The organism is Streptomyces sp. NPDC021093 (assembly GCF_044333135.1).
Classification (GTDB): domain Bacteria; phylum Actinomycetota; class Actinomycetes; order Streptomycetales; family Streptomycetaceae; genus Streptomyces.
Genome location: NZ_JBIRQJ010000006.1, coordinates 386,904 through 411,534 on the forward strand (window position 1 = coordinate 386,904; position 24,631 = coordinate 411,534).

Annotated in this window: 16 protein-coding genes; 9 read left to right on the forward strand and 7 right to left on the reverse strand. The window is 73.2% G+C overall.

Going from position 1 to position 24,631, the window contains the following annotated elements:
- Window positions 1-30: 30 nt before the first annotated feature.
- From ACH4SP_RS20760 to ACH4SP_RS20780, 5 genes are all read left to right on the forward strand, one after another.
- Complete coding sequence (locus ACH4SP_RS20760; RefSeq protein ID WP_398416953.1) at window positions 31-1,359, forward strand: hypothetical protein; 1,329 nt, start codon at window positions 31-33, stop codon at window positions 1,357-1,359.
- The gene (locus ACH4SP_RS20765; RefSeq protein WP_398416955.1) at window positions 1,356-4,151 is read left to right on the forward strand and encodes a tetratricopeptide repeat protein; all 2,796 of its coding nucleotides are present in this window, start codon (window positions 1,356-1,358) and stop codon (window positions 4,149-4,151) included. The genes ACH4SP_RS20760 and ACH4SP_RS20765 overlap by 4 nt, the downstream gene beginning before the upstream one ends.
- Before the next feature lie 2 nt (window positions 4,152-4,153).
- Entirely contained in the window at window positions 4,154-5,470 is a 1,317-nt protein-coding gene (locus ACH4SP_RS20770; RefSeq protein WP_398417209.1) for a PP2C family protein-serine/threonine phosphatase, read from the forward strand.
- A gap of 147 nt (window positions 5,471-5,617) precedes the next feature.
- The gene (locus ACH4SP_RS20775) at window positions 5,618-6,976 is read left to right on the forward strand and encodes a VWA domain-containing protein (protein ID WP_398416957.1); all 1,359 of its coding nucleotides are present in this window, start codon (window positions 5,618-5,620) and stop codon (window positions 6,974-6,976) included.
- A gap of 103 nt (window positions 6,977-7,079) precedes the next feature.
- Window positions 7,080-8,117, forward strand: coding sequence for an FHA domain-containing protein (locus ACH4SP_RS20780; protein ID WP_398416959.1), 1,038 nt, complete (start codon window positions 7,080-7,082; stop codon window positions 8,115-8,117).
- A 66-nt stretch (window positions 8,118-8,183) separates the two neighbouring features.
- Here the strand turns inward: ACH4SP_RS20780 and ACH4SP_RS20785 are convergent, their stop codons facing one another.
- On the reverse strand, window positions 8,184-9,149 hold the full coding sequence (locus ACH4SP_RS20785) for a methyltransferase domain-containing protein (protein WP_398416961.1): 966 nt from the start codon (window positions 9,147-9,149) through the stop codon (window positions 8,184-8,186).
- A 133-nt stretch (window positions 9,150-9,282) separates the two neighbouring features.
- Here ACH4SP_RS20785 and ACH4SP_RS20790 point away from each other — a divergent pair, with 133 nt between their 5' ends.
- The 4 genes from ACH4SP_RS20790 (at window position 9,283) to ACH4SP_RS20805 (ending at window position 17,198) form a co-directional block, all read left to right on the forward strand.
- Complete coding sequence (locus ACH4SP_RS20790) at window positions 9,283-9,687, forward strand: globin (RefSeq protein WP_398416963.1); 405 nt, start codon at window positions 9,283-9,285, stop codon at window positions 9,685-9,687.
- A gap of 189 nt (window positions 9,688-9,876) precedes the next feature.
- A complete protein-coding gene (locus tag ACH4SP_RS20795) occupies window positions 9,877-13,302 on the forward strand; it encodes an FtsX-like permease family protein (RefSeq protein WP_398416964.1) in 3,426 nt (1,141 codons plus the stop codon).
- A 153-nt stretch (window positions 13,303-13,455) separates the two neighbouring features.
- On the forward strand, window positions 13,456-16,212 hold the full coding sequence (locus tag ACH4SP_RS20800) for an FtsX-like permease family protein (protein ID WP_398416967.1): 2,757 nt from the start codon (window positions 13,456-13,458) through the stop codon (window positions 16,210-16,212).
- The gene (locus ACH4SP_RS20805) at window positions 16,209-17,198 is read left to right on the forward strand and encodes an ABC transporter ATP-binding protein (RefSeq protein WP_398416969.1); all 990 of its coding nucleotides are present in this window, start codon (window positions 16,209-16,211) and stop codon (window positions 17,196-17,198) included. The genes ACH4SP_RS20800 and ACH4SP_RS20805 overlap by 4 nt, the downstream gene beginning before the upstream one ends.
- Before the next feature lie 127 nt (window positions 17,199-17,325).
- Here the strand turns inward: ACH4SP_RS20805 and ACH4SP_RS20810 are convergent, their stop codons facing one another.
- The 6 genes from ACH4SP_RS20810 to ACH4SP_RS20835 form a co-directional block, all read right to left on the reverse strand.
- Window positions 17,326-18,000: a hypothetical protein gene (locus ACH4SP_RS20810; RefSeq protein ID WP_398416971.1), complete on the reverse strand. Its 675-nt coding sequence runs from the start codon at window positions 17,998-18,000 to the stop codon at window positions 17,326-17,328.
- A 13-nt stretch (window positions 18,001-18,013) separates the two neighbouring features.
- A complete protein-coding gene (locus ACH4SP_RS20815) occupies window positions 18,014-18,511 on the reverse strand; it encodes an acyl-CoA thioesterase (protein ID WP_398416973.1) in 498 nt (165 codons plus the stop codon).
- Between the two features lie 6 nt (window positions 18,512-18,517).
- Complete coding sequence (ettA, locus tag ACH4SP_RS20820) at window positions 18,518-20,182, reverse strand: energy-dependent translational throttle protein EttA (RefSeq protein ID WP_398416975.1); 1,665 nt, start codon at window positions 20,180-20,182, stop codon at window positions 18,518-18,520.
- 162 nt (window positions 20,183-20,344) lie between these two features.
- Window positions 20,345-21,784: a TQXA domain-containing protein gene (locus tag ACH4SP_RS20825; protein ID WP_398416976.1), complete on the reverse strand. Its 1,440-nt coding sequence runs from the start codon at window positions 21,782-21,784 to the stop codon at window positions 20,345-20,347.
- A gap of 218 nt (window positions 21,785-22,002) precedes the next feature.
- Window positions 22,003-22,551, reverse strand: coding sequence for a single-stranded DNA-binding protein (locus ACH4SP_RS20830; RefSeq protein WP_398416977.1), 549 nt, complete (start codon window positions 22,549-22,551; stop codon window positions 22,003-22,005).
- Between the two features lie 282 nt (window positions 22,552-22,833).
- Window positions 22,834-24,630 (reverse strand): GTPase, encoded by a 1,797-nt coding sequence (locus ACH4SP_RS20835; RefSeq protein WP_398417210.1) that lies wholly within the window; start codon window positions 24,628-24,630, stop codon window positions 22,834-22,836.
- Between the last annotated feature and the right edge of the window lies 1 nt (window position 24,631).

Consider the following 24,631-nt stretch of genomic DNA (forward strand, 5'->3'; position numbering starts at 1 on the left):
CAGTTGACGGCAGAAGCGGAGAGGTGATCGATGGGCGTCGCGGGATCCTCCCCCGGCTCCGCGGGGAGTCCCCCGGGCCCGGTCCTGGACCGGGACCAGGTGGACCGTGCGCTGGCCCGGCTCGGCGCCGAGCACGAGGCGATCGAGACGTCGCTGCTCGCCCTCCAGGACCATGCGGGGCGGCGGCTGCTCGAAGGGGCCGATCTGACCGGGGTCACCAAGGACCGGTGGGCGTCCGCCGAGCAGTCGATCACGCTGCTGTGGACGTACTTCGACGCGTACACCGCCGCCCTCCGGGGCGCCCGTGAGGTGCGCTCCCGGCGGCGCTGGCCCAGCCGGGAGGACCTGGTCGAGCTGACCGACGCCCTGCGGGGCCAGGGCGTCACGGTCTCCGGCGGGGCGCACGCGCACGGGGCCCCTCCGTCGATCACCGGTCCGGCGAAGCTCTCCGAGCACTTCTCGCTCGCCGAGCTGGTGGGCCGGATGAACGAGCTGTACGCGTCCTCCCTCGACATGGTCGTCACGGCCGACGCGGTGTGGTCGGCGCTGCCCGCCCGGATAGACCTCCTGGCGGCGGAGCTGCACCGGACCCGTTCCCTTGCGCACTCCGTCGGCGTGCGTCCCGGCGAGCACCCGGCGGGCGACGATTTGGAGTCGATCACCCAGGAGCTGGCGACGCTGCGCGCCCAGGTGGTGTCCGACCCGCTGGCCTTCTGGCGCTCCGCGCCCGGGAGTTCGGCGCCCGGCGGCGGCCGGCCCGACACCGGCCGCTACGACCGGGCGGCCCGTGCGCTGGAGGAGGTGCGGCGGGAGATCGACGCGGTGCTGACCGTGCGGCAGGACGCCGAGCAGCGGCTGCTGAGGCTGCGCGACGTGCTCTCGCGGGCGGACCGCACCCTCACCGAGGCCCGGTCCGCGCGCGGCGAGGTCCTCGCGAAGATCGCGGCGTCCGAGGTACCCGCGGTGAGCGGCCCGCCCACCGCGCTCCAGGAGCTGCTCGCCACGGCCGGCGACTACCGCAGGCACGCCCAGTGGCACCGGCTCTCCCCGCTGCTCGACTCCCTCGAACGGGACGCCGAGGACGAACTGCTGCGGGCCCGCGAGTCGTTGACGGCGGTCACCGCACCGCTGGCGGTCCGCGCCGAGCTGCGCGGCAGGCTGGACGCGTACAAGGCGAAGGTGGCCCGGCACGGCCTGGCGGAGGACCCGCAGCTCATCGAGCGGTACGACGCGGCCCGCCGGATGCTGTGGAGCGCTCCGTGCGACCTGCGCGTGGCCGAGCAGGCGGTGCTGCGCTACCAGCAGACCGCCAGGGAAATCCTGGCGCCCAACGACCGCACCAACGGGGGTAATCCATGAGCACGTCCTGTCAGCGCCCCGGTTGCGGGGGCACGTACGAGGACATGGGTGGCGGCGAGATGTACTGCGACACCTGCGGGCTCGCCCCCGTGGTGTCGCCGAACGGCATGATCGCCGCGACCACCACCGGCGTCACCGGCGGCGGCAAGGAGTCCTCAAGAGGGTCCCGCGGCTCCGGCAGCAGCTCCCTGCGGAGCAGTTCGCGCGCCTCCTCGCAGTCCTCCCGGTCCTCGCGCTCTGCGACGTCCCGCCGCTCGGTCTCCGGCCGCCTGTCGCGTGCGCTGTCCGGTGCGACGGCGTCCCGTTCGGTGTCGGTGCGCTCCTCCGGCACGTCGACCGCGGCCTCGGGCCGCAACCGGCTGGGCGCGGGCCTGGTCACCGTTCCCGAGGTGCCGCGCCCCGATCCGCGCACCGCGATCATGACGAACCCGGAGGTCCCGGAGCGCAAGCGGTTCTGTTCCCGCTCCGAGTGCGGCGCCCCGGTGGGCCGTACGCGCGGCGAGCGGATCGGCCGTACCGAGGGCTTCTGCACCAAGTGCGGCAATCCGTACTCCTTCGTGCCCAAGCTGAGCACGGGCGACGTCGTGCACGGCCAGTACGAGGTCGTGGGCTGCCTGGCGCACGGCGGTCTCGGCTGGGTCTACCTTGCCGTGGACAAGGCGGTCTCCGACCGCTGGGTGGTCCTCAAGGGCCTCCTCGACACCGGCGACCAGGACGCGATGGCCGCCGCGATCTCCGAGCGCCGCTTCCTCGCCGAGATCGAGCACTCCAACATCGTCCGGATCTACAACTTCGTGGAGCACCTGGACACCCGCACCGGCTCCATGGACGGCTACATCGTCATGGAGTACGTGGGCGGCAAGTCCCTCAAGGAGATCGCCAACGAGCGCCGCGACACCGCGGGCAAGCGCGACCCGCTGCCGGTCGAGCAGGCCTGCGCGTACGGCATCGAGGCCCTCGAAGCCCTCGGCCACCTGCACAGCCGCAACCTCCTGTACTGCGACTTCAAGGTCGACAACGCGATCCAGCAGCAGGACCAGCTGAAGCTGATCGACATGGGCGCGGTCCGCCGCATGGACGACGACGAGTCCGCGATCTACGGCACGGTCGGCTACCAGGCGCCCGAGGTCGCCGACGTCGGCCCCTCGGTCGCCTCCGACCTGTACACGGTGGCGCGCACGCTGGCCGTCCTCACCTTCGACTTCCAGGGCTACACGAATGTCTTCGTGGACTCCCTCCCGGACCCGGACAACATTCCGGTCTTCCACCAGTACGAGTCCTTCTACCGGTTTCTCGTACGGGCGACGGACCCGGATCCGGCCCGCCGGTTCGCCTCCGCTTCCGAGATGGCTGATCAGCTGACGGGGGTGCTGCGGGAGGTCGTGGCGCTCCAGACGGGGCGGCCGAGGCCGTCGTTGTCGACGCTGTTCGGCCCGGAGCTGCGGGTCACGGACACCGGCCTGTTCGCCGAACTGACCGGTTCCGTTTCGCAGTTGGGGATGCGTTCACTGCCCGCGCCGCGTCGTGCGCGGCGCGGCGACAGGAAGGCGGCGAAGGCGGAGAGGCCGGAGGGGCAGCTTCCGGCGCAGGGCCAGAACCCGCCGCAAGTCCGGATCCCCGCCCAGACCCAGGCCCCGCTGTCACCCGGGCAGCAGTCCGCCGCCGCCCTGACCGGCGCTCCCACCCACCAGCAGCCCGGCAGCGCCGCCGCTGCCTCCGTCGCGTACGCCCCCACCCAGGGCGCACTGCAGATGCCCGCGGTGCCGGGCGCTCCGCCCGCTCCCCCGGGCGCGCCGCCGGCCGCGCCCCCTGCCGCCGCTTCCGCCGCGTCCGCCGCGTCCGTGGCGCCGGAGAACGCCACCCCGTACCTCCTGCCCCTGCCGTCCTCGACCACCGCGCTGGCGCTGCCGGTGCCCCGGGTCGATCCGAACGATCCGAACGCCGGGTTCCTCGCGGGCCTGATGGCCTCGGCGCCCGCCGAGCTGATCACGGCGCTCCAGCAGGCGCCGGGCGACTCGGTGGAGCGGCGGCTGCGCGAGCTGCGGGCCCGTCTGGAGATGGGTGAACTGCCCACCGCCGCCGAGGCGTTGCAGGATCTGGAGGTCGCCTACCCGGACGACTGGCGGGTGGTCTGGTACCGCGGCGTCGCCGCCCTGACCTCCGGGGACAACGAGACGGCGGCGCTGTCCTTCGACGCGATCTACGACGCGTTCCCCGGCGAGGCCGCCCCCAAGCTGGCCCTCGCGGTGTGCGCGGAGGTGCTCGGCCAGCTCGACAACGCCGCCGAGTACTACCGCCTGGTGTGGACGACGGACCCCAGCTATGTGAGTGCCGCGTTCGGCCTCGCCCGCGTGCAGCTCGCTGCCGGTGCCCGGCCGGCTGCCGTACGGACGCTGGAGTCGGTGCCCGAGGCGTCGATCCACTACACGGCGGCACGCGTCGCCGCCGTACGGGCGAGGCTGCGGCGACGCGCCGCCCAGGAGCCTCTGATCGACGATCTACTGGCGTCCGCGGCGCAGGTGGAGGCCCTCCAGGGCTTCGGTCTCGACGCCGTGCGCCGGGAGCAGTTGGCCACCGAAGTGCTGGGCACCGCACTCGACTGGGTACTCTCCGGTGGGCACGGGGCCCGCCCCGTGCAGACCGCGCTGCTCGGCAGCCAGCTGGACGAACGGGGCCTGCGCTTCGGCCTGGAACGCTCGTACCGGGTGCTCGCACGGCTCGCGCAGCGCGGCGACGAGAGGATCGACCTGGTGGAGCGGGCCAACCGCCTCCGCCCCCGGACTTGGGTGTGATGATGTCGCAGACGCACCAGCTGTCGGCCTGCCCCGGCTGCGAGGAGCCGCTGGAAACGGGCGACTCGTTCTGTGAGGTGTGCGGGTACGACCTGACAGCCGTGCCGCAGCCACCGGACGACCGTCCGACAGTGGCGATCGGGACGCACGCGCCCGGTACGGACCCGGCCGGCCGGCCGGTCAACGGTCACGGGGGCGGGGCCGGGAGCGGCGCCGACGAGCGGTCCGGCCATCCGCCGACGGCCGACATCTCCGCGCCGGACTTCGGCGAGGGCGACAGCGGCGAGGACACCGCCGACATGCCGGTCGTCCGGCGGCCCACCGCCGACGACTACCCCCTCGCCGCCCCAGCGGAGGCCGGTGCGGAGGCCGGGGCGGAAGCCGGTGCCGACGCTGCCGCAAAGGTGTGCGTCGCCTGCCGGGCCGGCCGGATCGACACCGACGGCTACTGCGAGAACTGCGGCCACGCCCAGCCACGCGAGCGCGACCACCAGGAGCGTGAGCTGGCGTCCGTCGCCGCGGTGAGCGACCGCGGTCTGCGCCACCACCGCAACGAGGACGCGTTCGCGATCTCCGAGGCGGCCCTGCCCGACGGTTCGACGGCGACGATCGCCGTGGTCTGCGACGGGGTGTCGTCCGCGACCCGCCCCGACGAGGCGTCCGCCGCCGCCGCGGCCGCCGCGAACGCCCTGCTCCAGGAGTCGCTGCCGCGCGGCACCCACCCGCAGCAGGCACTGCACGAGGCGATCCTGGCGGCCGCCGAGGCCGTCAACGTGCTCGCCGCGCAGCAGGCGCAGCCGACGGAGCACGATCCGCACCGCCACCAGAACGCCCCGGCGTGCACGCTGGTCTCCTCGATCGTCACGGGCGGCCTGCTGGTCGTCGGCTGGATCGGCGACAGCCGGGTCTACTGGGTGCCGGACGACCGGTCGGGGCCGCCCGCCCGGCTCACCGAGGACGACTCGTGGGCCGCGCAGATGGTCGCCGCGGGTCTGATGGGCGAGGCCGAGGCGTACGCCGACGACCGCGCGCACGCGATCACCGGCTGGCTGGGCGCCGACGCGTACGAGATCGACCCGCACACCGCCTCGTTCAAGCCGGACCGGCCGGGAGTGGTCGTCGTCTGCACGGACGGGCTGTGGAACTACGCGGAGGCCGCGCAGGAAATGGCACACGTCATTCCGGCGGACGCGGCACAGCGCCCGCTGCACAGCGCCCAGGTTCTGGTGGGGCACGCGCTCGACGGCGGGGGCCACGACAACGTAACAGTGGCGGTGCTGCCGTTCCCGATGCTGCCGCAAGGGGCAGGATCCGCCTAGGGCGGCCCTGCCACGGCGGGGTCCGCCCGCTGTGGCAACGGCACCGCTCAGTTCCCCCGTACGTTCCGCGTTCCTTCGTACGTTCCGCTTCTTCGCCCCCGTCCCTCGCGGGACCTGGTTTCGCAAGATTCGCTAGGAGCCGATTCGATGGCCAACTTCTCCAAGTCCAACGTGCCGCAGTTCTCCGTCGACGTGTACCAGAACGAGTTCCTGCCGGAGGGCGGCCGGGAGGTCAACGCGATCGTCACGGTGACGTCGACCGGCGGCGGCACCAGTGGCGGCTCGCCGCTGGCGGGTGCGTCCGCCTCGCCCTCGTACATACCCGGCCAGGACCCGACGGCCGCCGTGGTGATCATGGTGGACTGCTCGGGTTCGATGGACTATCCGCCGACGAAGATGCGCGGCGCCCGCGACGCGACGGCCGCGGCGATCGACGCGCTGCGCGACGGGACCGCCTTCGCGGTGGTCGGCGGCACCCACCTGGCCAAGGAGGTCTACCCGGGCCAGGGCAAGCTGGCCGTGGCGGACGCCTCCACCCGTGCCCGTGCCAAGGGCGCGCTGCGGTCGCTGACCGCGGGCGGCGGCACCGCGATCGGCACCTGGCTGCGTCTCACCGACCGGCTGCTGGCCTCCTCCGAGGCCCCGATCCGGCACGGCATCCTGCTGACCGACGGCCGCAACGAGCACGAGTCGCCGAAGGACCTGGCCGCCACCCTGGAGGCCGTCGCGGGCCGTTTCACCTGTGACGCCCGTGGCGTGGGCACGGACTGGGAAGTGAAAGAGGTCACGGGCATCGCGTCCGCGCTGCTCGGCACCGCGGACATCGTCGCGGACCCGGCGGAGCTGTCCGCGGACTTCACGCAGATGATGGAGAACGCGATGGGCAAGGAGGTCGCGGATGTGAATCTTCGCCTCTGGACGCCCGTCGGGGTCGAGATCAGGTTCGTCAAGCAGGTCGCCCCCACGGTCGAGGAGCTGACCTCCAGGCGCACGGAGGCGGGACCCCGCGCGGGCGACTACCCGACCGGTTCCTGGGGCGACGAGTCCCGCGACTACCACGTGTGCGTGGCGGTGCCGGAGGCCGGTGTGGGCCAGGAAATGCTGGCCGCCAGGGTCTCGCTGATCCTCCCCGACACCGCCGGCGGCTCCCCGCAGACCCTTTCCCAGGGGCTGATCAGGGCGGTCTGGACGGACGACATGGCGGCCTCCACCTCGATCAATCCGCAGGTCGCCCACTACACCGGCCAGGCGGAACTTGCACAAGCAATCCAACAGGGCCTGGATGCGCGGAAGTCGGGAGATTTCGACGGCGCGACGTCCAAACTGGGACGGGCGGTACAGCTCGCGGCGGCGTCGGGGAACGCGGATACTGCGAAACTGCTTGCGAAGGTGGTGGACGTCGTCGACGAGGCGACGGGTACTGTGCGGCTGAAGGCGAAGGTCGCGGAAGCGGACGAGATGACTCTCGAAACGCGCTCCACGAAGACCGTCCGAGTGAAGAAGTAGCGCAGTACGACTATTTTCGATGCAGAGCCGTCCAGAGCTTTCTGGCGGCCGACCGGAGCTGTTACGGCCTGCGGGCCGGACGAGGAGAGGGGGAAGCGCCGACATGCCGACCTGCCCGAACGGACACCAGTCGGGTTCCGACGACTGGTGCGAGGTCTGCGGCCATCGCATGACCGGCGCCGTGCCGCCGCCCCCGCCGCCACCGCCCGCGTACGGATACCCGCAGCCCGACCAGGGCCAGGGCTACGGGGGCCCCGACGCCACCGCGCACGCCGAGCTGTGCCCGCAGTGCCGCACGCCGCGCGAGGCGATGGCGCCGTACTGCGAGGAGTGCCGGTGGAACTTCCTCACCCACCAGGCCACCTCGTACGCACCGCCCGCCCCGCCCCAGCAGCACATGCCGCAGGGTCAGGGACAGGGTTACGGAGCGCAGGGGCACGACCCGTACGAGTACCAGGGCTCGCGGCCCTCGCAGCTGAACCGGCCGGCCGAGCCCTTCCAGCAGCAGGGCCCGCAGGGCGGCTACCAGCAGGAGTACCAGCAGCAGCCGCAGCACACCGGCGGCGGCGAGGACGACTGGATGCTGCCGCCCCCCTCGCAGCAGCAGGGCGGCCCCGGCGGCTACCCGCAGCAGGGCCAGCACCCGCAGCAGGGCCAGCCCGGCCAGCCCGGCCAGCAGCAGGGCGGCTACCCGCAGGAGTACCAGCCGCAGGGCGGTCCTCAGGCGGGCGGCGGCGGGCACTGGTCCGCGACGGTCGGGCCCGACCGTGAGTACTTCATGGCGATGATGCAGCGCAGCGGCCCGGAGGCGGGCGGTCTGAACCTGCCCGCCTACTCGCCGGAGCAGCAGCTTCCGCTCACCGGCAACCAGATCACCATCGGCCGCCGCCGGCACTCCACCGGCGAGTCCCCCGACGTCGACCTGGCGGTCCCGCCGGAGGACCCGGGCGTCTCGCACCAGCACGCGGTGCTGGTGCAGCAGCCGGACGGTTCCTGGGCGGTCGTCGACCAGAACTCGACGAACGGCACGACGATCAACGGCGGCGAGGAGCCGATCCAGCCGTACGTCCCGGTCCCGCTCCAGGACGGCGACCGCGTCCACGTGGGCGCCTGGACCACCATCACCATCCACCGCGGCTGACACACCGCTTCGGTACTGCGGCGGCGCGCCCCGGGGGTGCGCCGCCGCAGTGCCGTGTCCCGCGTCTCACCCCAGCGGCCAGGTGTACGGTCCGGCCGGATCGTCCAGCCAGGCCCACTGCCCCACCCCGCTCACGGTCACCCCGAACCGCTCCCGCCTCGGCCTCCCCTCCAGGTGCCACAGCGCCAGCGCCTCGTGCGGATCCAGACTGCTCGCGCTGAGCGTCAGCAGGAAGCGGAACAGGTCGTTCTCCAGTGCCGCCCGCGGCAGTCCGCCCGTATAGCGCGGCGACGGTGCGGCAGGTCCCCCGCGCAGCGGCACGAAGTACGCGGGGGTCGGCAGGAAGCGCCCCTCCGCGTACGACCCGTCCCGTACCCGCAGGGCGATCAGCCCGGTCGACAGCGGCGCCAGGATCCGCGCCCCCGGCCTGCACTGCCCCAGCCACTCCGGCGGCACCGAAGGCACCGTGCAGGTGGCCACGATCCGGTCGAACGGGGCCCGTGCCGGGCACCCCCGCGCCCCGTCGCCCGCCAGGACCACCGGTGCGTACCCGGCCCGCGCCAGGTGGGAACGGGCCGACTCCACGATCTCGGTGTCCAGGTCGAGGCTGGTGACGTGCTCCTCGCCCAGCCGGTGGGAGAGCAGCGCCGCGTTGTAGCCGGTGCCCGCACCGACCTCCAGCACCTCGTGCCCCTCCCGTACCTCCAGCTCGTCCAGCATCCTGGCCATCAGCGAGGGCTGGCTGCTGGAGGAGAGCAGCACGCCGTCCCGTACCCGGGTGGCGAGCGCGGTGTCGGCGTACACGCCCCGCAGCCAGCGCTCCCGCCGCTGCGGGTCCGGGTCCTCGCCCCAGAGGCGTTCGCTGCCGCCGGGTCCGAACCTGAACCAGTACGGCACGAAGAGATGCCTCGGTACCGCGCCGAAGGCCGCCCGCCAGGCCGGGTCCTTCAGCGCGCCGGCCGCGGCGATCTCCCGTACGAGCGCGGCCCGCTCGTCGGCGTACAGGTCCACGAACTCCGCGTGTGCGCCCATAGGCCCACTGTCGCGCGGTCACCGCCTCCTTGGCGAGGGTGCGAACGGGTGGGGTACGGGGTGAAATGCCACGGTCCTGGGCCGGAGTCCTAGGCCCCGGGTCCTCCGCCGCCCGGTCTGAGACGATGGAAAGGTGAACGAGATTCCGCGGGGAGCGCTTCAGGAGCAGACCTTCTACGAGCAGGTGGGCGGGGAGGCGACCTTCCGGCGCCTGGTGCACCGCTTCTACCAGGGCGTCGCCGAGGACCCGCTGCTGCGGCCGATGTACCCGGAGGAGGACCTCGGTCCGGCCGAGGAGCGGTTCACGCTGTTCCTGATGCAGTACTGGGGCGGCCCGCGCACCTACAGCGACGAGCGCGGCCACCCGCGGCTGCGGATGCGGCACGCGCCCTTCCAGGTGGACCGGGCGGCGCACGACGCGTGGCTGAGCCACATGCGGGTGGCGGTCGACGAGCTGGGCCTGGAGGCCGAGCACGAGCGGCAGTTGTGGAACTACATGACGTACGCGGCCGCCTCCATGGTGAACACCGAGGGCTGAACTCGCCCTTTTCACACCGAAGTTGGGCGAAGCACCTCAGTACTCTCCCGCACAGAACCGGAATTCGGTGATCCACCGCCGAATTTCGATCACGATCGCATCAAGCCGGAACGGCGAGCGGGTTCCCGCCCTCTGAACCTCTGACAGCATCCCGGAAGGGCTTTCGAAGCAGGGGCGTCAGGGGAACAAGTGACAGGGTTCGTCTTTCTGCGGGTGCGCGCACACCGGCTGCTGCTCACCGCGGCTCTCCTCGCGGTCCTGCTGACGACGTCCGTGCTGGCGGCGCTCGCCGCCTTCTCGGGTTCGATCGGGGACGCGGGACTGCGCCGCTCGCTGGGCTCGCGCGACGCCTCGGCCGCCGCCCTCACCGTGTCCAGCAGCGCCGTCACCGGGCAGACACGGGCCGAGGCCGACAAGGTCGTACGGGAAGCGGGCCTGCGCACCTTCGACGGCCTGCCCACCCGCACCACCGCCCTGGACCAGTCCGGTCCCTACGCGCTGCCCCGCACCCTCCAGCCGACCGCGGCGCGCAAGGGCGAACCCGACCTGACCCGGTTCGCGGGGCTCGACCGCGACCGGGTGCGGCTGACCGCGGGCGCCTGGCCGAAGCCGCTCCGGGGCACCCCGGCCGGGAACACGGCCGCCGAGAACGCCGGGAGCACCAAGAACCCCGAGAACGCGGTCATCGAGGTCGCGCTCCCCGAGAACGCCGCCAAGCAACTCAGGATCACCCCGGGCAGCACCGTCCACACCCTCACCGACCGCCTGTCGGGACCGGCCAGGCAGATCCGCGTCACCGGCCTGTACGAGCCGAAGCGGCTCGACGACCCGTACTGGAAGCTGGAGGAGCTGACCGGGCGCGGCATCCGTACCGCCACCTTCACCACGTACGGCCCGCTGCTCGCCGACCCGGCGCTGCTGCGCTCCGGGCACCTCTCGCACGGCACCGCCTCCTGGCTGGTCACCGCCGACTTCCGCACGGTGGACACGGCGCGCATCGACGCGCTGCGCACAGCGGCGGCCGCCGGTGCGTCGTACGTGAGCGGGACGGCCCCCTTCAAGGGGTCGGTGTCCGTGTCCAACGGGCTGCCGACCGTCCTCGACCAGGCGGAGCGGGCACTGCTGGTGTCCCGGTCGACGCTCCTGATCGTCTCGTTGCAGCTGGTGCTCCTCGCGGCGTACGCGCTGCTGCTGGTGGCCCGGCTGCTGAGCAGCGAGCGGGCCGGGGAGACCGAACTGCTCGTGGCGCGCGGCGGTTCGCGCGGGCGCATCGTCGCGCTGTCCGCCGTCGAGGCCGGGTGTCTGGCGCTGCCCGCCGCCATCGCCGCGCCGCTGCTCGCGGGCCCGCTGACCCGGCTGCTGTCCGGGCAGGGCACGCTCGGCGCGCTCGCTCTGACGCTGGACACCGGCGGGCCGCTGGGCACGGCCGGCAGCTGGCTGGTCGGGGCGGGCGTGGGTCTCGGCTGTGCGGCGGCCGTCGTCGCACCCGCGATCGCGGCGGGCCGCGGTGGCCGGGGGCTCGGCCGCAGGCTCCGTTCGGTGCCCGCACCGATGAAGGCGGGTGCGGACCTCTCGCTGCTGCTGATCGCGGTCGTCGCGTACTGGCAGCTGGACCGGCAGACCTCGGGCACCGGGCCGCTGACCGGCGACCGCGACGGCGACCTCGGGGTGGACCCGCTGCTCGTCGCGGCCCCGGCGCTCGCGCTGCTCGCGGGCACGGTCCTGACGCTGCGGCTGCTGCCGCCGCTCGCGAAACTCGCGGAGAAACGTGCCGCCAAGGGGCGCGGGCTGCCCGCCGCACTCGCGGGCTGGCAGCTGAGCCGCCGTCCGCTGCGCGGCGCGGGCCCCGTGCTGCTGCTGGTGCTGGCCGTCGCGATGGGCATGCTGGCGATCGGCCAGGGCGCCTCGTGGGACCGTTCGCAGGAGGACCAGGCGGACTTCCGCAGCGGTGCCTCGATCCGGGTCACCGGTGGCGCAGGTTCCGGTTCCGGCGATGTGTACGCGTCGGCCCCCGGCGTGACCTCCGCGGCCCCGGCCGCGCGGGTGCCGATGAACCTCTCGGGCGACCGCACGGCGGACGTCCTGGCGCTGGACACCGCGGGGGCGACCGAGTCCCTGCTGCTCCGTGACGACCTGGTGGAGGGCGGCGGCGAAGGCCTCCGGAAGCAGACCGCCGCACTGGGCGTCCCGGACAAGGAGCGCAGCGGGATCGCCCTGCCGGGCAACAGCGGCACCTTCACCCTGGACGTCGTCCTGCGCCGCCCCGACGGCGTCCCCTCAAAGATGTCGAGCAGCCTCACGGTCACCGTCCAGGACCGCTACGGCGTGACCCACCGGGTGCCGGCCGGGTCGGTGACCGCCGACGGGCGCCCGAAGGCGCTGACCGTGGACAGTGCCGCGGCCGGACGGCCGGCCCCTCCGCTGTATCTGACGGGCCTGGAGGCGGCGGTGGTCCAGCCGCGCGGGGCCTCCGAGTCCCATGTCCTGACGCTCCGTTCGGTACGGGGCCAGGGCGGCCGGGCCGCGACCGCGCCCGAGGGCGTCACCTGGTCGGGCGTCGCGGTCGACACACTCGCGGACCAGGGCGGCCTCCCGCAGGCGCGCACCAAGCTCCGGCCGTCCGCCCCGAGCGGCAGTCTCCTCGACGTCGGCTACAAGACGGGCGCGAACCAACTGACGCCCGAGGAGCAGGAGTGGGCCGGGTACCCCACGACGGTCGTGCGCCTGGCCGTGGTCCGCGCCGAGCCCCGGACGCTGTCGGCCGTCGCGACCGACGGGTTCCTGGCCGCCTCGGGCGCACGGCAGGGATCGACGGTCGGTCTCGACGTCAACGGCGTCAACCTGACCTTCAGGATCACCGGCACCGTGCGGCAGCTGTCCACCACCGGGCCGGCCGCGGCGGGTGCGGCCGGTGCCGCCGACGCCGGCGGTGCCGCTGCTGGTGCTGCCGGTGCCGCTGGCGCCAAGGGCGACGGCGGCGCCCTCCTCGTCGACCTGCGCGCCGTCAACCAGGAGCTGACCCGGCTGGAGGCGAACGCGCTGGCGCCCACCGAGTGGTGGCTGGCCACCGCGCCCGGCCGGACCGCCGAGGCCGCGCAGGCGCTGCGCAGCCGCCCCGACCTCGACCCGCAGCAGGTGCACGTACGGGACGAGACGCTGCGCGAGCTGTACGACGACCCGCTCGGCGCGGGCCCGCAGGCGGCGCTGCTCGCGGTCGCCGTGGTGGCCGCGCTGCTGGCGGCGGTCGGCTTCGCGGTGGGCGCGGCGGGCTCGCTGCGGGAGCGGACCGCGGAGTTCGCGGTGCTCAGGGCGCTGGGCACGCCACCGAGACAGCTGGCCCGGCTGATCGCGGGCGAGCAGTCCCTGCTGATCGGCATCGCGCTGGTCGTCGGTCTCGCGCTGGGCGCCGTACTGACCAGGGCGGTGGTCCCGCTGATCGTGCTGACGGGGCAGGCCACCCAGCCGCTGCCCGGGGTCCTGGTGCAGCTGCCCGCCGGGCAGGTCGCGCTGCTGCTGGCCGGTGTCGTCGTCGTACCCCTGCTGGTCGTCCTGGTGCTCGCACTGCGCCGCGGCGATCCGGCCACCACGCTGCGCGTCCAAGGAGGCGGCAACTGACATGAGCCCTCGCACTCCTGCCTCCTCAAAGAGGCGGCGCGCTCCTGCGGCCTCCGCCTCCTCAAAGAGACGGCGCCCCTCGGTCTCCTCCGCGCCCTCAAAGAGGCGGCGCACCCCTGCCGCCTCCGCGTCCTCAAAGAGACGGCAACTGACATGAGCAACCGCGCTGTTGCCCCCTGGGTACGCACCCGGCTGCGTGCCGCGCCCGGTGGAGCCGTCGCCCTGGGCGTACTGGTCCTGATCACGGCGTTCCTCGCCTCGGCCTTCCCGCGTGCGCTGGACCGCGCCCAGGACACCGGCCTGCGGCACGAGATCACCTCGGCTCCCGCCGCGCAGCGGGTACTGCAGGCCGTCAGCCCCGCACCCGAGAACATGACCTCGCCGGAGGACCGGGAGCGGGCACTGGCCCCCGAGGCGCTGGGCGCCGTGCTCGACACGCTGGTGAAGGCCCCCGCCGAGCCGCTCCGGGCGGTGCGCGAGGGCTCGGCCTACGGGGTCCGCGCGTCGAAGTCACTGACCGCGACGGACAAGTGGCTTCCCCGGCTCAGCCCGATGCCGCCCGAGTTCACGGTGACGGCCAAGTCGGACCTGGCACGCCACTCCCGGTTCGTCGAGGGCCGCGCGCCCGTGTACAAGGGCAGGGCTGCGGCCGGTACGGTGCTCGACCTGGAGGCCGCGGTCAGCACGGCCACGGCACGGACCCTGGGCCTCAAGGTCGGCTCTGTGGTGCACCTCAACGCCATGAACACCGGTGCCACCACGGGCAACACCGCCCGGGTGAAGATCACCGGAATCCTCGCCCCGCGCGCCCCCGAGTCCACCTACTGGTCCGTCGCACGGCTGCTGCACCAGCCCGAAGTCCTGTACCCGACGCCCGAAGACGCACGCTGGTGGTCCACCCTGCTGCTCGCCCCCGAGGCGGGCCCCGCGCTCTTCCACCTCGACCCGGAACCCGAGACGTTCTGGGAGGTCTCCCCGCGCACCGACCGTCTCACCGCTCCCGACACGCAGGGCCTGATCAGCGCGGTCGCGAGCCTGGAGAGCGGCCCCGGGGCCACCGCCCTGCGCGAGCGCCTCGGCCGCCCGCTCTCGGTCAGCACCGACCTCGAAAAGCTGGTCGCCTCCTTCGAGGCCACCCGGTCCGCGGTCGTCCCGGTCGTCGCCGTCGCCGCCTTCGGGGTCGGTACGGTCGCCGCCGTCGTCCTGCTCATGACCGGCGCGCTCGCCGGGGCCCGCCGGGCCGCCGAGCTGTCGCTCGTACGGGCGCGGGGCGGTTCCGTACGGGGACTGATGTGGCGGCTGTGGGCGGAGCTCGCGGTGGTGGTGCTGCCCGCCGCCGCGCTGGGCTGGCTGGCCTCGCACCTGCTGCTGCCGGACGCCCGGCCGTCCTGGCCCGCGCTCGCGGCGGCGGCCGTCGCGCTGCTCGCCAGTGCGGGCCTGCCGGTACGGGCGGCCCTCACGCACCTGCGGCCGAGTGTGCACGGGGAGCGGACCGACGTCGCGTCGGCCAGGCCGTCCCGGCGGCGTACAGTCGCCGAACTCACCCTCGTCGCCCTGATGGTGGGCGCGGTCGTCGCGCTGCGCAGGCGCGGCACGGACGGCGCGGTCGACCAGCTGGTCAGTGCCGCACCGGTGCTGGTCGGGACGGTCGCCTCGTTCGTGCTCGTACGGCTGTATCCGCTGCCGCTGCGGATGGTGGCGCGGCCGATGGCGCTGCGCCGGGGTGCGGTCGGATTCCTGTCGGCGGCGCGGGCGGGGCGGTCCCAGGCCACGGCGACGCTGCCGCTGCTGGCCCTGCTGCTGGCCCTGACGACGGCCGCCTTCGGCGGTTCCGTACTGGCGGGGGTGGCCGACTCCCGGGACCGGGCGGCGACGGTGCAGGTGGGCGCGGACGCCCGGCTGCAGAACGACCTGGCGGGATTCGACGGGCGCGCGGTCGCCGCCGTGGGCAAGGTCCCCGGCGTGCGCGAGGTCAGCGCGGTCGGCGTCGACACCATGATCACACTGCCGGACGGGAAGAGCGAGGTCTCGCTGGTGGCGGTCGACCCCGAGTCGTACGCCCGGCTCTCGCGCGGCACGGACAACGGCGGCTTCGCACCCGCTGCGCTGAACCCCTCGTCAGGCAGCGGCACCAAGGGCAAGGTGTTCCCCGTCCTCGCTTCCCCCGAGACCGCCGCCCGCCTGGGCAACGGGCCCGCCGTCGACCTGCGCAGCGCTCGCTACGGCGACTTCACGACGCGCGTCGCCGGAACCCTGCCGAGCACCCCGGCGCTGCGCGAGGGCGAGTTCATGGTGATCAGTACCGCCGCCCTCCCCCACTTCAAGCCCTCGTCCCTCATGCTCACCGCCACCGTCCCGGGCGCCCTGGACCGCAAGGCGCTGCAGGGCGCGGCGGGCGGCGGCGCGGCGGTGCACCTGTGGGCGGAGGAGCGGGAGAAGTTCGTCAGCCGGCCGTTCCAGCAGGGCGCCGAGCGGATCTACACGACGGCGGTCGCGGCCGGGGCCGGTTTCGCCGTACTCGCCGTGCTGCTCTCCCTCCTCCAGGCCGCCCCCGAACGCAGGGCCCTGCTCACCAGGCTGCGCACGATGGGCCTCACCCGGGGCCAGGGCAGACGCCTGCTGGTCCTCGAATCGCTGCCGCAGGCGCTCCTGGCCGCGTGCGGCGGGGCGCTGGTCGGCTGGGCGGCCATCCAGCTCCTCGCCCCCGACATCGACCTGGGCGTCCTCGCCCTGGCGGCGAAGGCACAGATCCCGGGCTCCGCGCCGGTCCTGCTGCGTACGGACGTCTGGTCGCTGCTCGTTCCCGCGCTCGCGGTGGTGGGCATCGCGGCCGGGGTGGCGGCGATCCAGGCCTGGTGGTCCACCCGCCTGACGACAACGACCGAACTCAGGGCAGGAGACGCGCGATGACCGACACGACGACCACGGGTGCGGCTGTACGTACGGGTACGGGCGCCGGAACCACCCTCGCGGAGCTGGAGCGCCGGGCCGCGGCACGGCGCGACCGTCCCGCGTTCGGCCACGACGCGCTGATCTCCTGCGACCGGCTGGTGCGTGTGTTCACCACGGACGGGGTGGAGGTGCAGGCCCTCCAGGGGCTCGATCTGCTGGTCGAGGAGGGCGAGTTGATGGCCCTGGTGGGGGCGTCGGGCAGCGGCAAGTCCACTCTGATGAACATCCTCGCCGGTCTTGACGAGCCGACGGCGGGCGCGGCGAAGGTGGCGGGCTGCGACCTGCTGACGATGGGCGCGAAGGAGCGGCTGAACTACCGGCGCAACGTGGTCGGCTTCATCTGGCAGCAGACCGCCCGCAACCTCCTCCCGTACCTGACGTCGGCCCAGAACGTGGCGCTGCCGATGCAGTTGAAGGGCCGCGGCAAGGCGGCCGAGCGCACGGCGCGGGTGGATCGGCTGCTGGCCATGATGGACGTCGCGGCCTGCCGCGACCGGCGCCCCGCGCAGATGTCGGGCGGCCAGCAGCAGCGGGTGGCCATCGCGGTCGCCCTGGCCAACGAACCCTCGGTGCTCCTCGCGGACGAGCCGACGGGCGAGCTGGACTCCGCGACCGCCGACCAGATCTTCGGGGCGTTCCGCAGGGCGAACGAGGAGCTGGGCACGACGATCGTGATCGTCACCCACGACAGTTCGGTCGCCGCCGAAGTGCGCCGTACGGTCGCCATCCGCGACGGGCGTACGTCGACGGAGGTGCTGCGGCGCACGGAGGTGGACGCGGAGACCGGCCAGGAGTCGGTGGTGGCCCGCGAGTACGCGATGCTGGACCGGGCGGGCCGGCTCCAACTCCCGGCGGAGTACACGGAGTCGCTGGACATGCGGCACCGCGTCATGCTGGAACTGGAGCAGGACCACATCGGCATCTGGCCGGACGACCAGCGGTAGAACCCCTCCGGGAGGGCCGCCCCTCGGGCGGGCCGGTGGCCACGCCTCAGGCGGGCCCGGTGGCCACGCCTCGGGCCGGCGCCCCTCTCGGACGGGCCGGTGGCCACGCCTCAGGCCGGCGCCCCTCTCAGACGGGCCCCACGCTCAGCGCCCCGAGCCCGCCGGACACCCTGCGGACCGTCACCGATCCGTAGGGGGTACGGAGCCGGAGCCAGCTCCCCGCGGAGAGCAGCGCCACCGGCACGCCCGGCCGCAGGAAGCCCAGCGACTGGGCGGCGTGCACGGCCCGCAGCGGGAGTTCGGTCCCTCGGAGCGTCCGCGACCAGATGTCGCGGCCGATCCGGTCCCGGGCCGCCCTGGTCCGCCCCTCGGGGGCCAACTCCTCGTCCCGGGAACGGAATTCGGCGACCGCGGCCGATACGACACCCCGCATGGTGGCGGCGTCCGGCACTCCTTCGACCTGCTGCCAGCCGCCGCGCGGCGGCAGCACACCGGCCCACGGCGGCCCGGTGACGGCCTCGGGCACGGCCAGCGCGCCCGTCGACTCGTCGATTCCTTCGAGGAGTTCACCGGCGGACACGGTCACGTCGAGCTGGGCAGGACCGGCCAGCCGGGCGGTCCGTACGGCGAGGACCTCGAAGGACGGCGGCCGCCCGAAGACGGCCAGCGCGGCCCCCTCCGCCTGGAGGCGGACGGCGGCGGCCCGGTCGTAGTGGATCAGCCGGGCGAGGAAGGCGGCGAGATCCGCCGCCTCCCCCGCCCCGTCCAGCTCCAGTGTCCGGGCCCCCGCCTGCACCGTCATGCCTGCTCCGTCGTCATGCCGCGACAGCCGTGGCGCTGTCGGCCTTGGCAGCCTCGGCAGCCTTGACCGCCTCGGCTTCCTCGGTACTGCCTGCCGCCACGGCGTCGTCGTCCAGGTACTCCCGCAGGAAGGTCTTCTCCTCGGCGGTGATCCGCCGCGGCCGCCCCTCCGCCAGGTTGAACGGGACCACGACCGTGGAGGCCCGTACGTACACCTGCTCGGGATCCTTGATCTCGTACGCGATCGTCAGGGACGCCGCGCCTATCTTCGTCACCCACGACTCGATCCGTACCGGCTCGTGCCGGTGGACGAGGGGCCGCACGTAGTCGATCTCGTGCCGGGCCACGACGGACCCGCCCGTGAAGGACTCGCTGCCCTCCCCCGGCGCCAGCCGGAACATGAAGTCGATCCGCGCCTCTTCCAGGTACCGCAGGAAGACGACGTTGTTGACGTGCCCGAAGGCGTCCATGTCCGACCAGCGCAGGGGGCAGGAGTAGATGTGCCGGGACACCAGCTATCAGCCTCGCGTGAGCTTCTTGTACGTGGCACGGTGCGGGCGCGTGGCGTCCGCTCCGAGCCGCTCGACCTTGTTCTTCTCGTACGACTCGAAGTTGCCCTCGAACCAGTACCACTTGGACTCGCCCTCGTACGCGAGGATGTGCGTCGCCACCCGGTCCAGGAACCAGCGGTCGTGGGAGATGACCACGGCCGCACCCGGGAACTCAAGGAGCGCGTTCTCCAGCGACGACAGGGTCTCGACGTCGAGGTCGTTGGTCGGTTCGTCGAGGAGGAGCAGGTTGCCGCCCTCCTTGAGGGTCAGCGCCAGGTTGAGGCGGTTGCGCTCACCGCCGGAGAGGACCCCGGCCGGCTTCTGCTGGTCCGGACCCTTGAAGCCGAAGGCGCTGACGTACGCGCGCGACGGCATCTCGACCTGGCCGACGTTGATGTAGTCCAGCTCGTCCGAGACGACGGCCCACAGGGTCTTCTTGGGGTCGATGTTCGCGCGGCTCTGGTCCACGTAGCTGATCTTGACGGTGTCGCCGACCTTGATGGAGCCGCTGTCCGGCGTCTCCAGGCCCTGGATCATCTTGAACAGCGTGGTCTTGCCCGCACCGTTCGGACCGATGACGCCCACGATGCCGTTGCGCGGCAGCGTGAAGGACAGGTCGTCGATCAGGACCTTGTCGCCGAAGGCCTTGCTGAGGTTCTCGACCTCGACGACGATCGAACCCAGACGCGGGCCCGGCGGGATCTGGATCTCCTCGAAGTCCAGCTTCCGCATCTTGTCGGCCTCGGCCGCCATCTCCTCGTACCGGGCGAGACGGGCCTTGGACTTGGTCTGACGCCCCTTGGCGTTGGACCGCACCCACTCCAGCTCTTCCTTGAGGCGCTTGGCGCGCTTCTCGTCCTTCTTGCCCTCGACCTTGAGGCGGGTGGCCTTCTTGTCGAGGTACGTGGAGTAGTTGCCCTCGTAGGGGATCGCGCGCCCGCGGTCGAGCTCCAGGATCCACTCGGCGACGTTGTTCAGGAAGTAACGGTCGTGGGTGACGGCCACGACAGCGCCCGCGTACTTCGAGAGGTGCTGCTCCAGCCAGTTCACCGACTCGGCGTCCAGGTGGTTGGTGGGCTCGTCGAGGAGGAGCAGGTCCGGGGCCTCGATGAGCAGCTTGCAGAGCGCCACGCGGCGCTTCTCGCCACCGGAGAGGTTGGTGACGGGCCAGTCGCCGGGCGGGCAGCCCAGGGCGTCCATGGCCTGCTCCAGCTGGGCGTCGAGGTCCCAGGCGTTGGAGTGGTCCAGGTCCTCCTGGAGCTTGCCCATCTCCTCCATCAGCGCGTCGGAGTAGTCGGTCGCCATGAGCTCGGCGACCTCGTTGAAGCGCTTGAGCTTGCTCATTTGCTCGGCGGCGCCGTCCTGCACGTTCTCCAGGACGGTCTTCGACTCGTCGAGCTTCGGCTCCTGCATGAGGATGCCGACGCTGTACCCGGGCGACAGGAACGCGTCGCCGTTGGACGGCTGCTCGATCCCGGCCATGATCTTCAGAACGGTGGACTTACCGGCACCGTTGGGTCCCACCACACCGATCTTCGCGCCGGGCAGGAAGTTCAGGAAGACGTCGTCGAGAATCACCTTGTCGCCGTGCGCTTTACGCGCCTTGCGCATGGTGTAGATGAACTCAGCCAAGGGAAACCGTCCGGCAGATCGTGGGGTGGGCAGATACACCCCATCTTGCCTGACGTCACTCCCCCGGAGGAAACCGGATATCCGCGGGGGCAGGGGCCGGGGGAAGGGGTGTGCGGGCTTGCACCCCTTGTCCCGCTTGGCTCCCGGCCCCCTGCGAGCCGTTCAGTCCTCGTCGGGGGCGGGTACGGGCTTCTTCTTGCGGAGCAGGAACACCGCGCCGCCGCCGAGTACGACCATGCCGAGCGCGAGGTAGCCGATCATCGCGGTCGCCGCCGATCCGCCGGTCGCCGCGAGGTTCTCGTCGTCGGCCGTGACGAGCGGGGTGGGCTTGCCCGCGGTGGCCGGGGTGGGCCGGTTGGCGGGGGCGTCGGCGGTGCCGATGGCCACGGTTCCCGCGGTCTCGCAGTCCAGGACGCCCGTGAAGTTCTTCCGGAGGCCACCGGGTCCCGAGACCGTGAGGTCGTAGGCCTGGTCCTCCTGCAGCGGGATGGTCACCGTCCGCGACTTCCCGGCCGCGATGGTGTACCGGGAGCCGAGCAGCTCGAAGCTGAACGGGGCGTCGCCCGCGTTCGCCGCGGTGATGTCGACCCCGCTCCTGGTGCAGTTCTTCGTCGCGGAGAGCGCCGGTACGGCTCCCGACGCCTTCGCCGCGGCCCAGGTGGCGGTGGCTTCGGCGGTGACGGTGGAGGTGCTGGCCCCGGCCAGGATCTGGGTCTGGCTGTGGGTGTCGCTGACGAAGGCCCGGCCGATCGGCACCCTGGCGTCCGCCTGGACGGTGAGCGCGGTCGTGCCGCCCGGTGTGTCCGCGGGTATGTCGAAGTACAGCCGCGCCCCGTCCCCGACGTCCTTGACGGTCTTGCCGTCCTTGTCGACGGCCCGCACCCCGAGCGGTGCGCCCGCGGTGACCTGGACGGTCGCCCGGTCCGCCCCGGTACGGACGGTGACCGGGCCGACCCGCTCCCCGGCCCGGCCCGCCACGGCGGGCGGGTCGAGGGCGAGCGAGGCGGGCGGCTGCCGGGTGTCCTTCGCGGCCCGTCCCAGGTACGCGGCGAGCTTCCTGGCGTCGGGGTCGGCGGGGCGGGCCCCGACGTCGTCGGAGAGGCTCCAGATGGCGGCCTGGGTTCCCGCGGCGGCGGTCCTGTTGTCGAGGGACTCCGCGCCGGCGCTCTTGGCGAGCGCCGCGAGATCGTTGACCTGGGGGTAGGAGTGCTCCAGGATCCAGCGGATCCTGCCCGCGTTCTTGTTCTTGTGCAGCGAGGACTGCTCCCAGCCGACTTCCTTGTACGTGGTCCCCTCGCGCGCCGGGGTCCGCAGGTCGATGCTGTAGCTCTGCAGGGTGCCGCCGCCGGTGACGGTCATCTCGAAGAGCCCGGCCTCGGCCTTCCACTCCTCGCCCGCGTCACTGATGGTGACGGCGTCGTGGACGGTGAGTCTGCCGAGGGTGGCGGCCGCACCGCCGGGGCTGCGCGGCTGCTCGCCGGCCGCTGCGGGTCCCGCGCCTGCCAGCGCGCCCGCCGCGAGCAGGGACGGAGCGAGAACGGCTGCCGCCAGGCGGCGGGCGGTCCTCCGCCTCCGGTTCGAAGCTGTCGCTTCGCCAAACATGCAAGTCCCCTCCGGGCGAGGTGCTTTCGCATGGTGCGTGTGGGGGGAGTGCCTCGCCTGCAACCTCAAGTGCCCCATGGGTATCCGGGAATCCTAAGGAAGCAATACCGAACAGCCCCCCACCATGCGTCCGGACGTCCGATTCCGAATCGGAATCGTTATCGCCGCTCGCCCTCCACTTTGGCTTTGTCGATAAATACCCCGCGCATAAGGTGTGTTCAGGACACGGCCTTCACCTTCGCCTTCGCTTTCTCCTTCTCGCCCTCGGTGCGGTCCGCCGTCCGGTCCTGTGCGCCCCGCGCAGCCCAGCTCACGGGGGTCTCCGCCGCCCAGCCCGGTGGTCCGGCGGGTGCGGCCGCGTCCGGGTGCGCGGCCCGAACCGCCGCCGGTTCCACCAGCCGGGGATCCGCCCTGGCCACCCGGCGGAACGCCGAGGTGCCCCGGGTCAGGTCGTGACCCACCGCCACGGCGTCCACGTCCGCCGCGAACCAGCGCTGCCCGTCCCTGGTCTCCTCCTTGATGCGCAGTCGGCCGTGCACGACCAACGGGTCGCCGACGTCCATCGAGGAGCTCAGGTTCGCCGCCAGCGTCCGCCTCGACCACACCGTGTAGAAGCTGGTCGGGCCGTCCGTCCAGATCTCCTTCTCGCGGTCCCAGCGCCGTGCTCGCACCGCGAGGCGGAATCTGACCGCGATGCCCATCGGCGTCTCGGTGGTGATCGGCCCGGTGGCGGCGTTGCCCACCAGAGTCACCGTCGTCTCGTTCATCGCAGGTCCCCCGTCCGCATGACCGGTGCAGGCACCGGACCAGCCGCGTCCCGGCTGGTGCTTCCCATGCTGAACCGGTCCCGGATTTCCCGCCGGGGCCTGTGGACCGCCCGCCGGTTGTGGAAAACCCCGTCACCCGGACGGGGTTCCCGCTACGCCGCGGGCCGGAGGCCGACGGGCCTGCTCGCCCCGCCCTCAGCCCGCGCTCGAAGCCCGCTCAGCCCGCGCTCGAAGCCCGCTCATCCGGCGCTCGAAGCCCGCTCGGCCCGCGCTCGAAGCCGGTCAGCCGGCGCTCGTCCCCGTCACCGCCACGTACCGCTCCCGCACCTCCCGGTAGCGCAGCAGTTCCGCGGAGACCGGGTCCAGGACCTTCGCCCTGCCGCAGCCGGCCGCCGCCTCCCGCAGCCGCCGCTCGACGTCCTGCCCGTACCGTCTGGCCGGGCCGCGGGCCGCCGCCCAGCAGCCCCACTCCACCACCGGCCCGCCGGCGACCCCGCACAGCATCAGCAGGAACGGCGCGAACAGGTCGGGCTCCAGCACCCCGAGCACCTGGCCCAGCAGCCACAGCCCGCCGTAGACCTGGAGCAGCACCGTCGCCACCTGCGCCAGCACCGCGACGGGCCACCACGCGGGCCGCGGCGGCCTCCCTCGCTCCACCCCGGTCTGCACGGCGAGGACGTCCAGTTCCTCGGGCAGCCCCCGCGCACCGCGCACCGCGGACTCGCGCACCGCGTGCGCCCACGGCGCGGGCAGCCCCGACGTCGCCGCGTCGGCGACCGTACGCACCGCCTGCTCGACCCGCTGACGCGCGGTCACCTCCACGTCCTTGGACTGCGCGAACGCCCGCTCCGGCAGCGCGGAACCGCTCCCGCCCTGCACCCGCCTGGCGTCGTGCCACCGCCACAGCCGCAGCCACGGCGACCCGCAGGCCCTGCCCGCGTTGCGCCGCCACTCGCGCTCGGCCGCCTCCCCTGCCGCCGCCGCACCGACCGCCTGCGCGAGCCGGTCCGCGAACTCCTCCCTGGCCCGCTCCCCCAGTCCGGCCCTCCCCTCCGTCACGTACACCGGCCGCAGCCCGGCCGCCGCCGCGTCCACATCGGCGGCCAGCCGCCGCCCCGCGGCGCCCCTCTCCTGTACGAACGTCCGCAGCAGCTCCCGGAGTTCCTCCACGCCGTCCCCCGTGAGGGCGGAAAGCGCGAGCACCGTCGCCCCCGGCTCGCCGTGTTCGCCGAGCGCCATGCCGTCCTCGTCGAGGAGCCTGCGCAGGTCGTCCAGTACGAGATCGGTGGCCTCGCCGGGCAGCCGGTCGGTCTGGTTCAGCACCACGAAGGTGACCTCCGCGTAGCCGGCCAGGGGCCGCAGATACCGCTCGTGCAGGGCCGCGTCCGCGTACTTCTCCGGGTCGACGACCCAGATCACCGCGTCGACCAGCGCCAGTACCCGGTCGACCTGCTCCCGGTGCGCGGTCACCGCGGAGTCGTGGTCCGGCAGGTCCACCAGCACCAGCCCGCGCAGCCCTTCGTCACCGCTGCTCCCGGCGCCGGTCCCGGCCTGGAACGGCCGCCTGCGCAGCCGCCCCGGAATCCCCAGCCGGTCGAGCAGCCCGGCCGCCCCGTCGGTCCAGCTGCACGCGATCGGTGCGGACGTGGTGGGCCGTTTGAGGCCGGTTTCCGAAATCCTCACCCCCGCGAGGGAATTGAAGAGCGTGGACTTGCCGCTTCCGGTTGCTCCCGCGACGGCGACGACCGTGTGCCGCGCCGACAGCCGGCGCCGCGCCACCGCCTCGTCGAGCACCCGCCCCGCCTCGTGCAGCGTGTCCCCTTCGAGCCTGGCCCGCGACAGCCCCACCAACTCCCGCAGCGCGTCAAGACGTACGCGCAGGTCGGCTCCGTACTCCCCGCTCCCGGGCGGTACGTCGCCGCACTCCTCGGGCAGCGGGAACTCGTCCGTCGCCGCGCCGTCCGGCTCCGAACGCTCCGGCTCCCTCCCCACGGCCCGCCGCGCGATCAGCCCGTCGTCCCAGCCGCGTTCCGCCGACTTCCCAGCGGTCTCTGCCGTCTCTGTCTGCTCCACGGTCACC

Bases quoted from the DNA above. Each gene is read 5' to 3' on its own strand.
- ACH4SP_RS20760 (WP_398416953.1), top strand. From the start codon at position 31: ATGGGCGTCGCGGGATCCTCCCCCGGCTCCGCGGGGAGTCCCCCGGGC.
- ACH4SP_RS20765 (WP_398416955.1), top strand. From the start codon at position 1,356: ATGAGCACGTCCTGTCAGCGCCCCGGTTGCGGGGGCACGTACGAGGAC.
- ACH4SP_RS20770 (WP_398417209.1), top strand. From the start codon at position 4,154: ATGTCGCAGACGCACCAGCTGTCGGCCTGCCCCGGCTGCGAGGAGCCG.
- ACH4SP_RS20775 (WP_398416957.1), top strand. From the start codon at position 5,618: ATGGCCAACTTCTCCAAGTCCAACGTGCCGCAGTTCTCCGTCGACGTG.
- ACH4SP_RS20780 (WP_398416959.1), top strand. From the start codon at position 7,080: ATGCCGACCTGCCCGAACGGACACCAGTCGGGTTCCGACGACTGGTGC.
- ACH4SP_RS20785 (WP_398416961.1), bottom strand. From the start codon at position 9,149: ATGGGCGCACACGCGGAGTTCGTGGACCTGTACGCCGACGAGCGGGCC.
- ACH4SP_RS20800 (WP_398416967.1), top strand. From the start codon at position 13,456: ATGAGCAACCGCGCTGTTGCCCCCTGGGTACGCACCCGGCTGCGTGCC.
- ACH4SP_RS20805 (WP_398416969.1), top strand. From the start codon at position 16,209: ATGACCGACACGACGACCACGGGTGCGGCTGTACGTACGGGTACGGGC.
- ACH4SP_RS20810 (WP_398416971.1), bottom strand. From the start codon at position 18,000: ATGACGGTGCAGGCGGGGGCCCGGACACTGGAGCTGGACGGGGCGGGG.
- ACH4SP_RS20825 (WP_398416976.1), bottom strand. From the start codon at position 21,784: ATGTTTGGCGAAGCGACAGCTTCGAACCGGAGGCGGAGGACCGCCCGC.
- ACH4SP_RS20830 (WP_398416977.1), bottom strand. From the start codon at position 22,551: ATGAACGAGACGACGGTGACTCTGGTGGGCAACGCCGCCACCGGGCCG.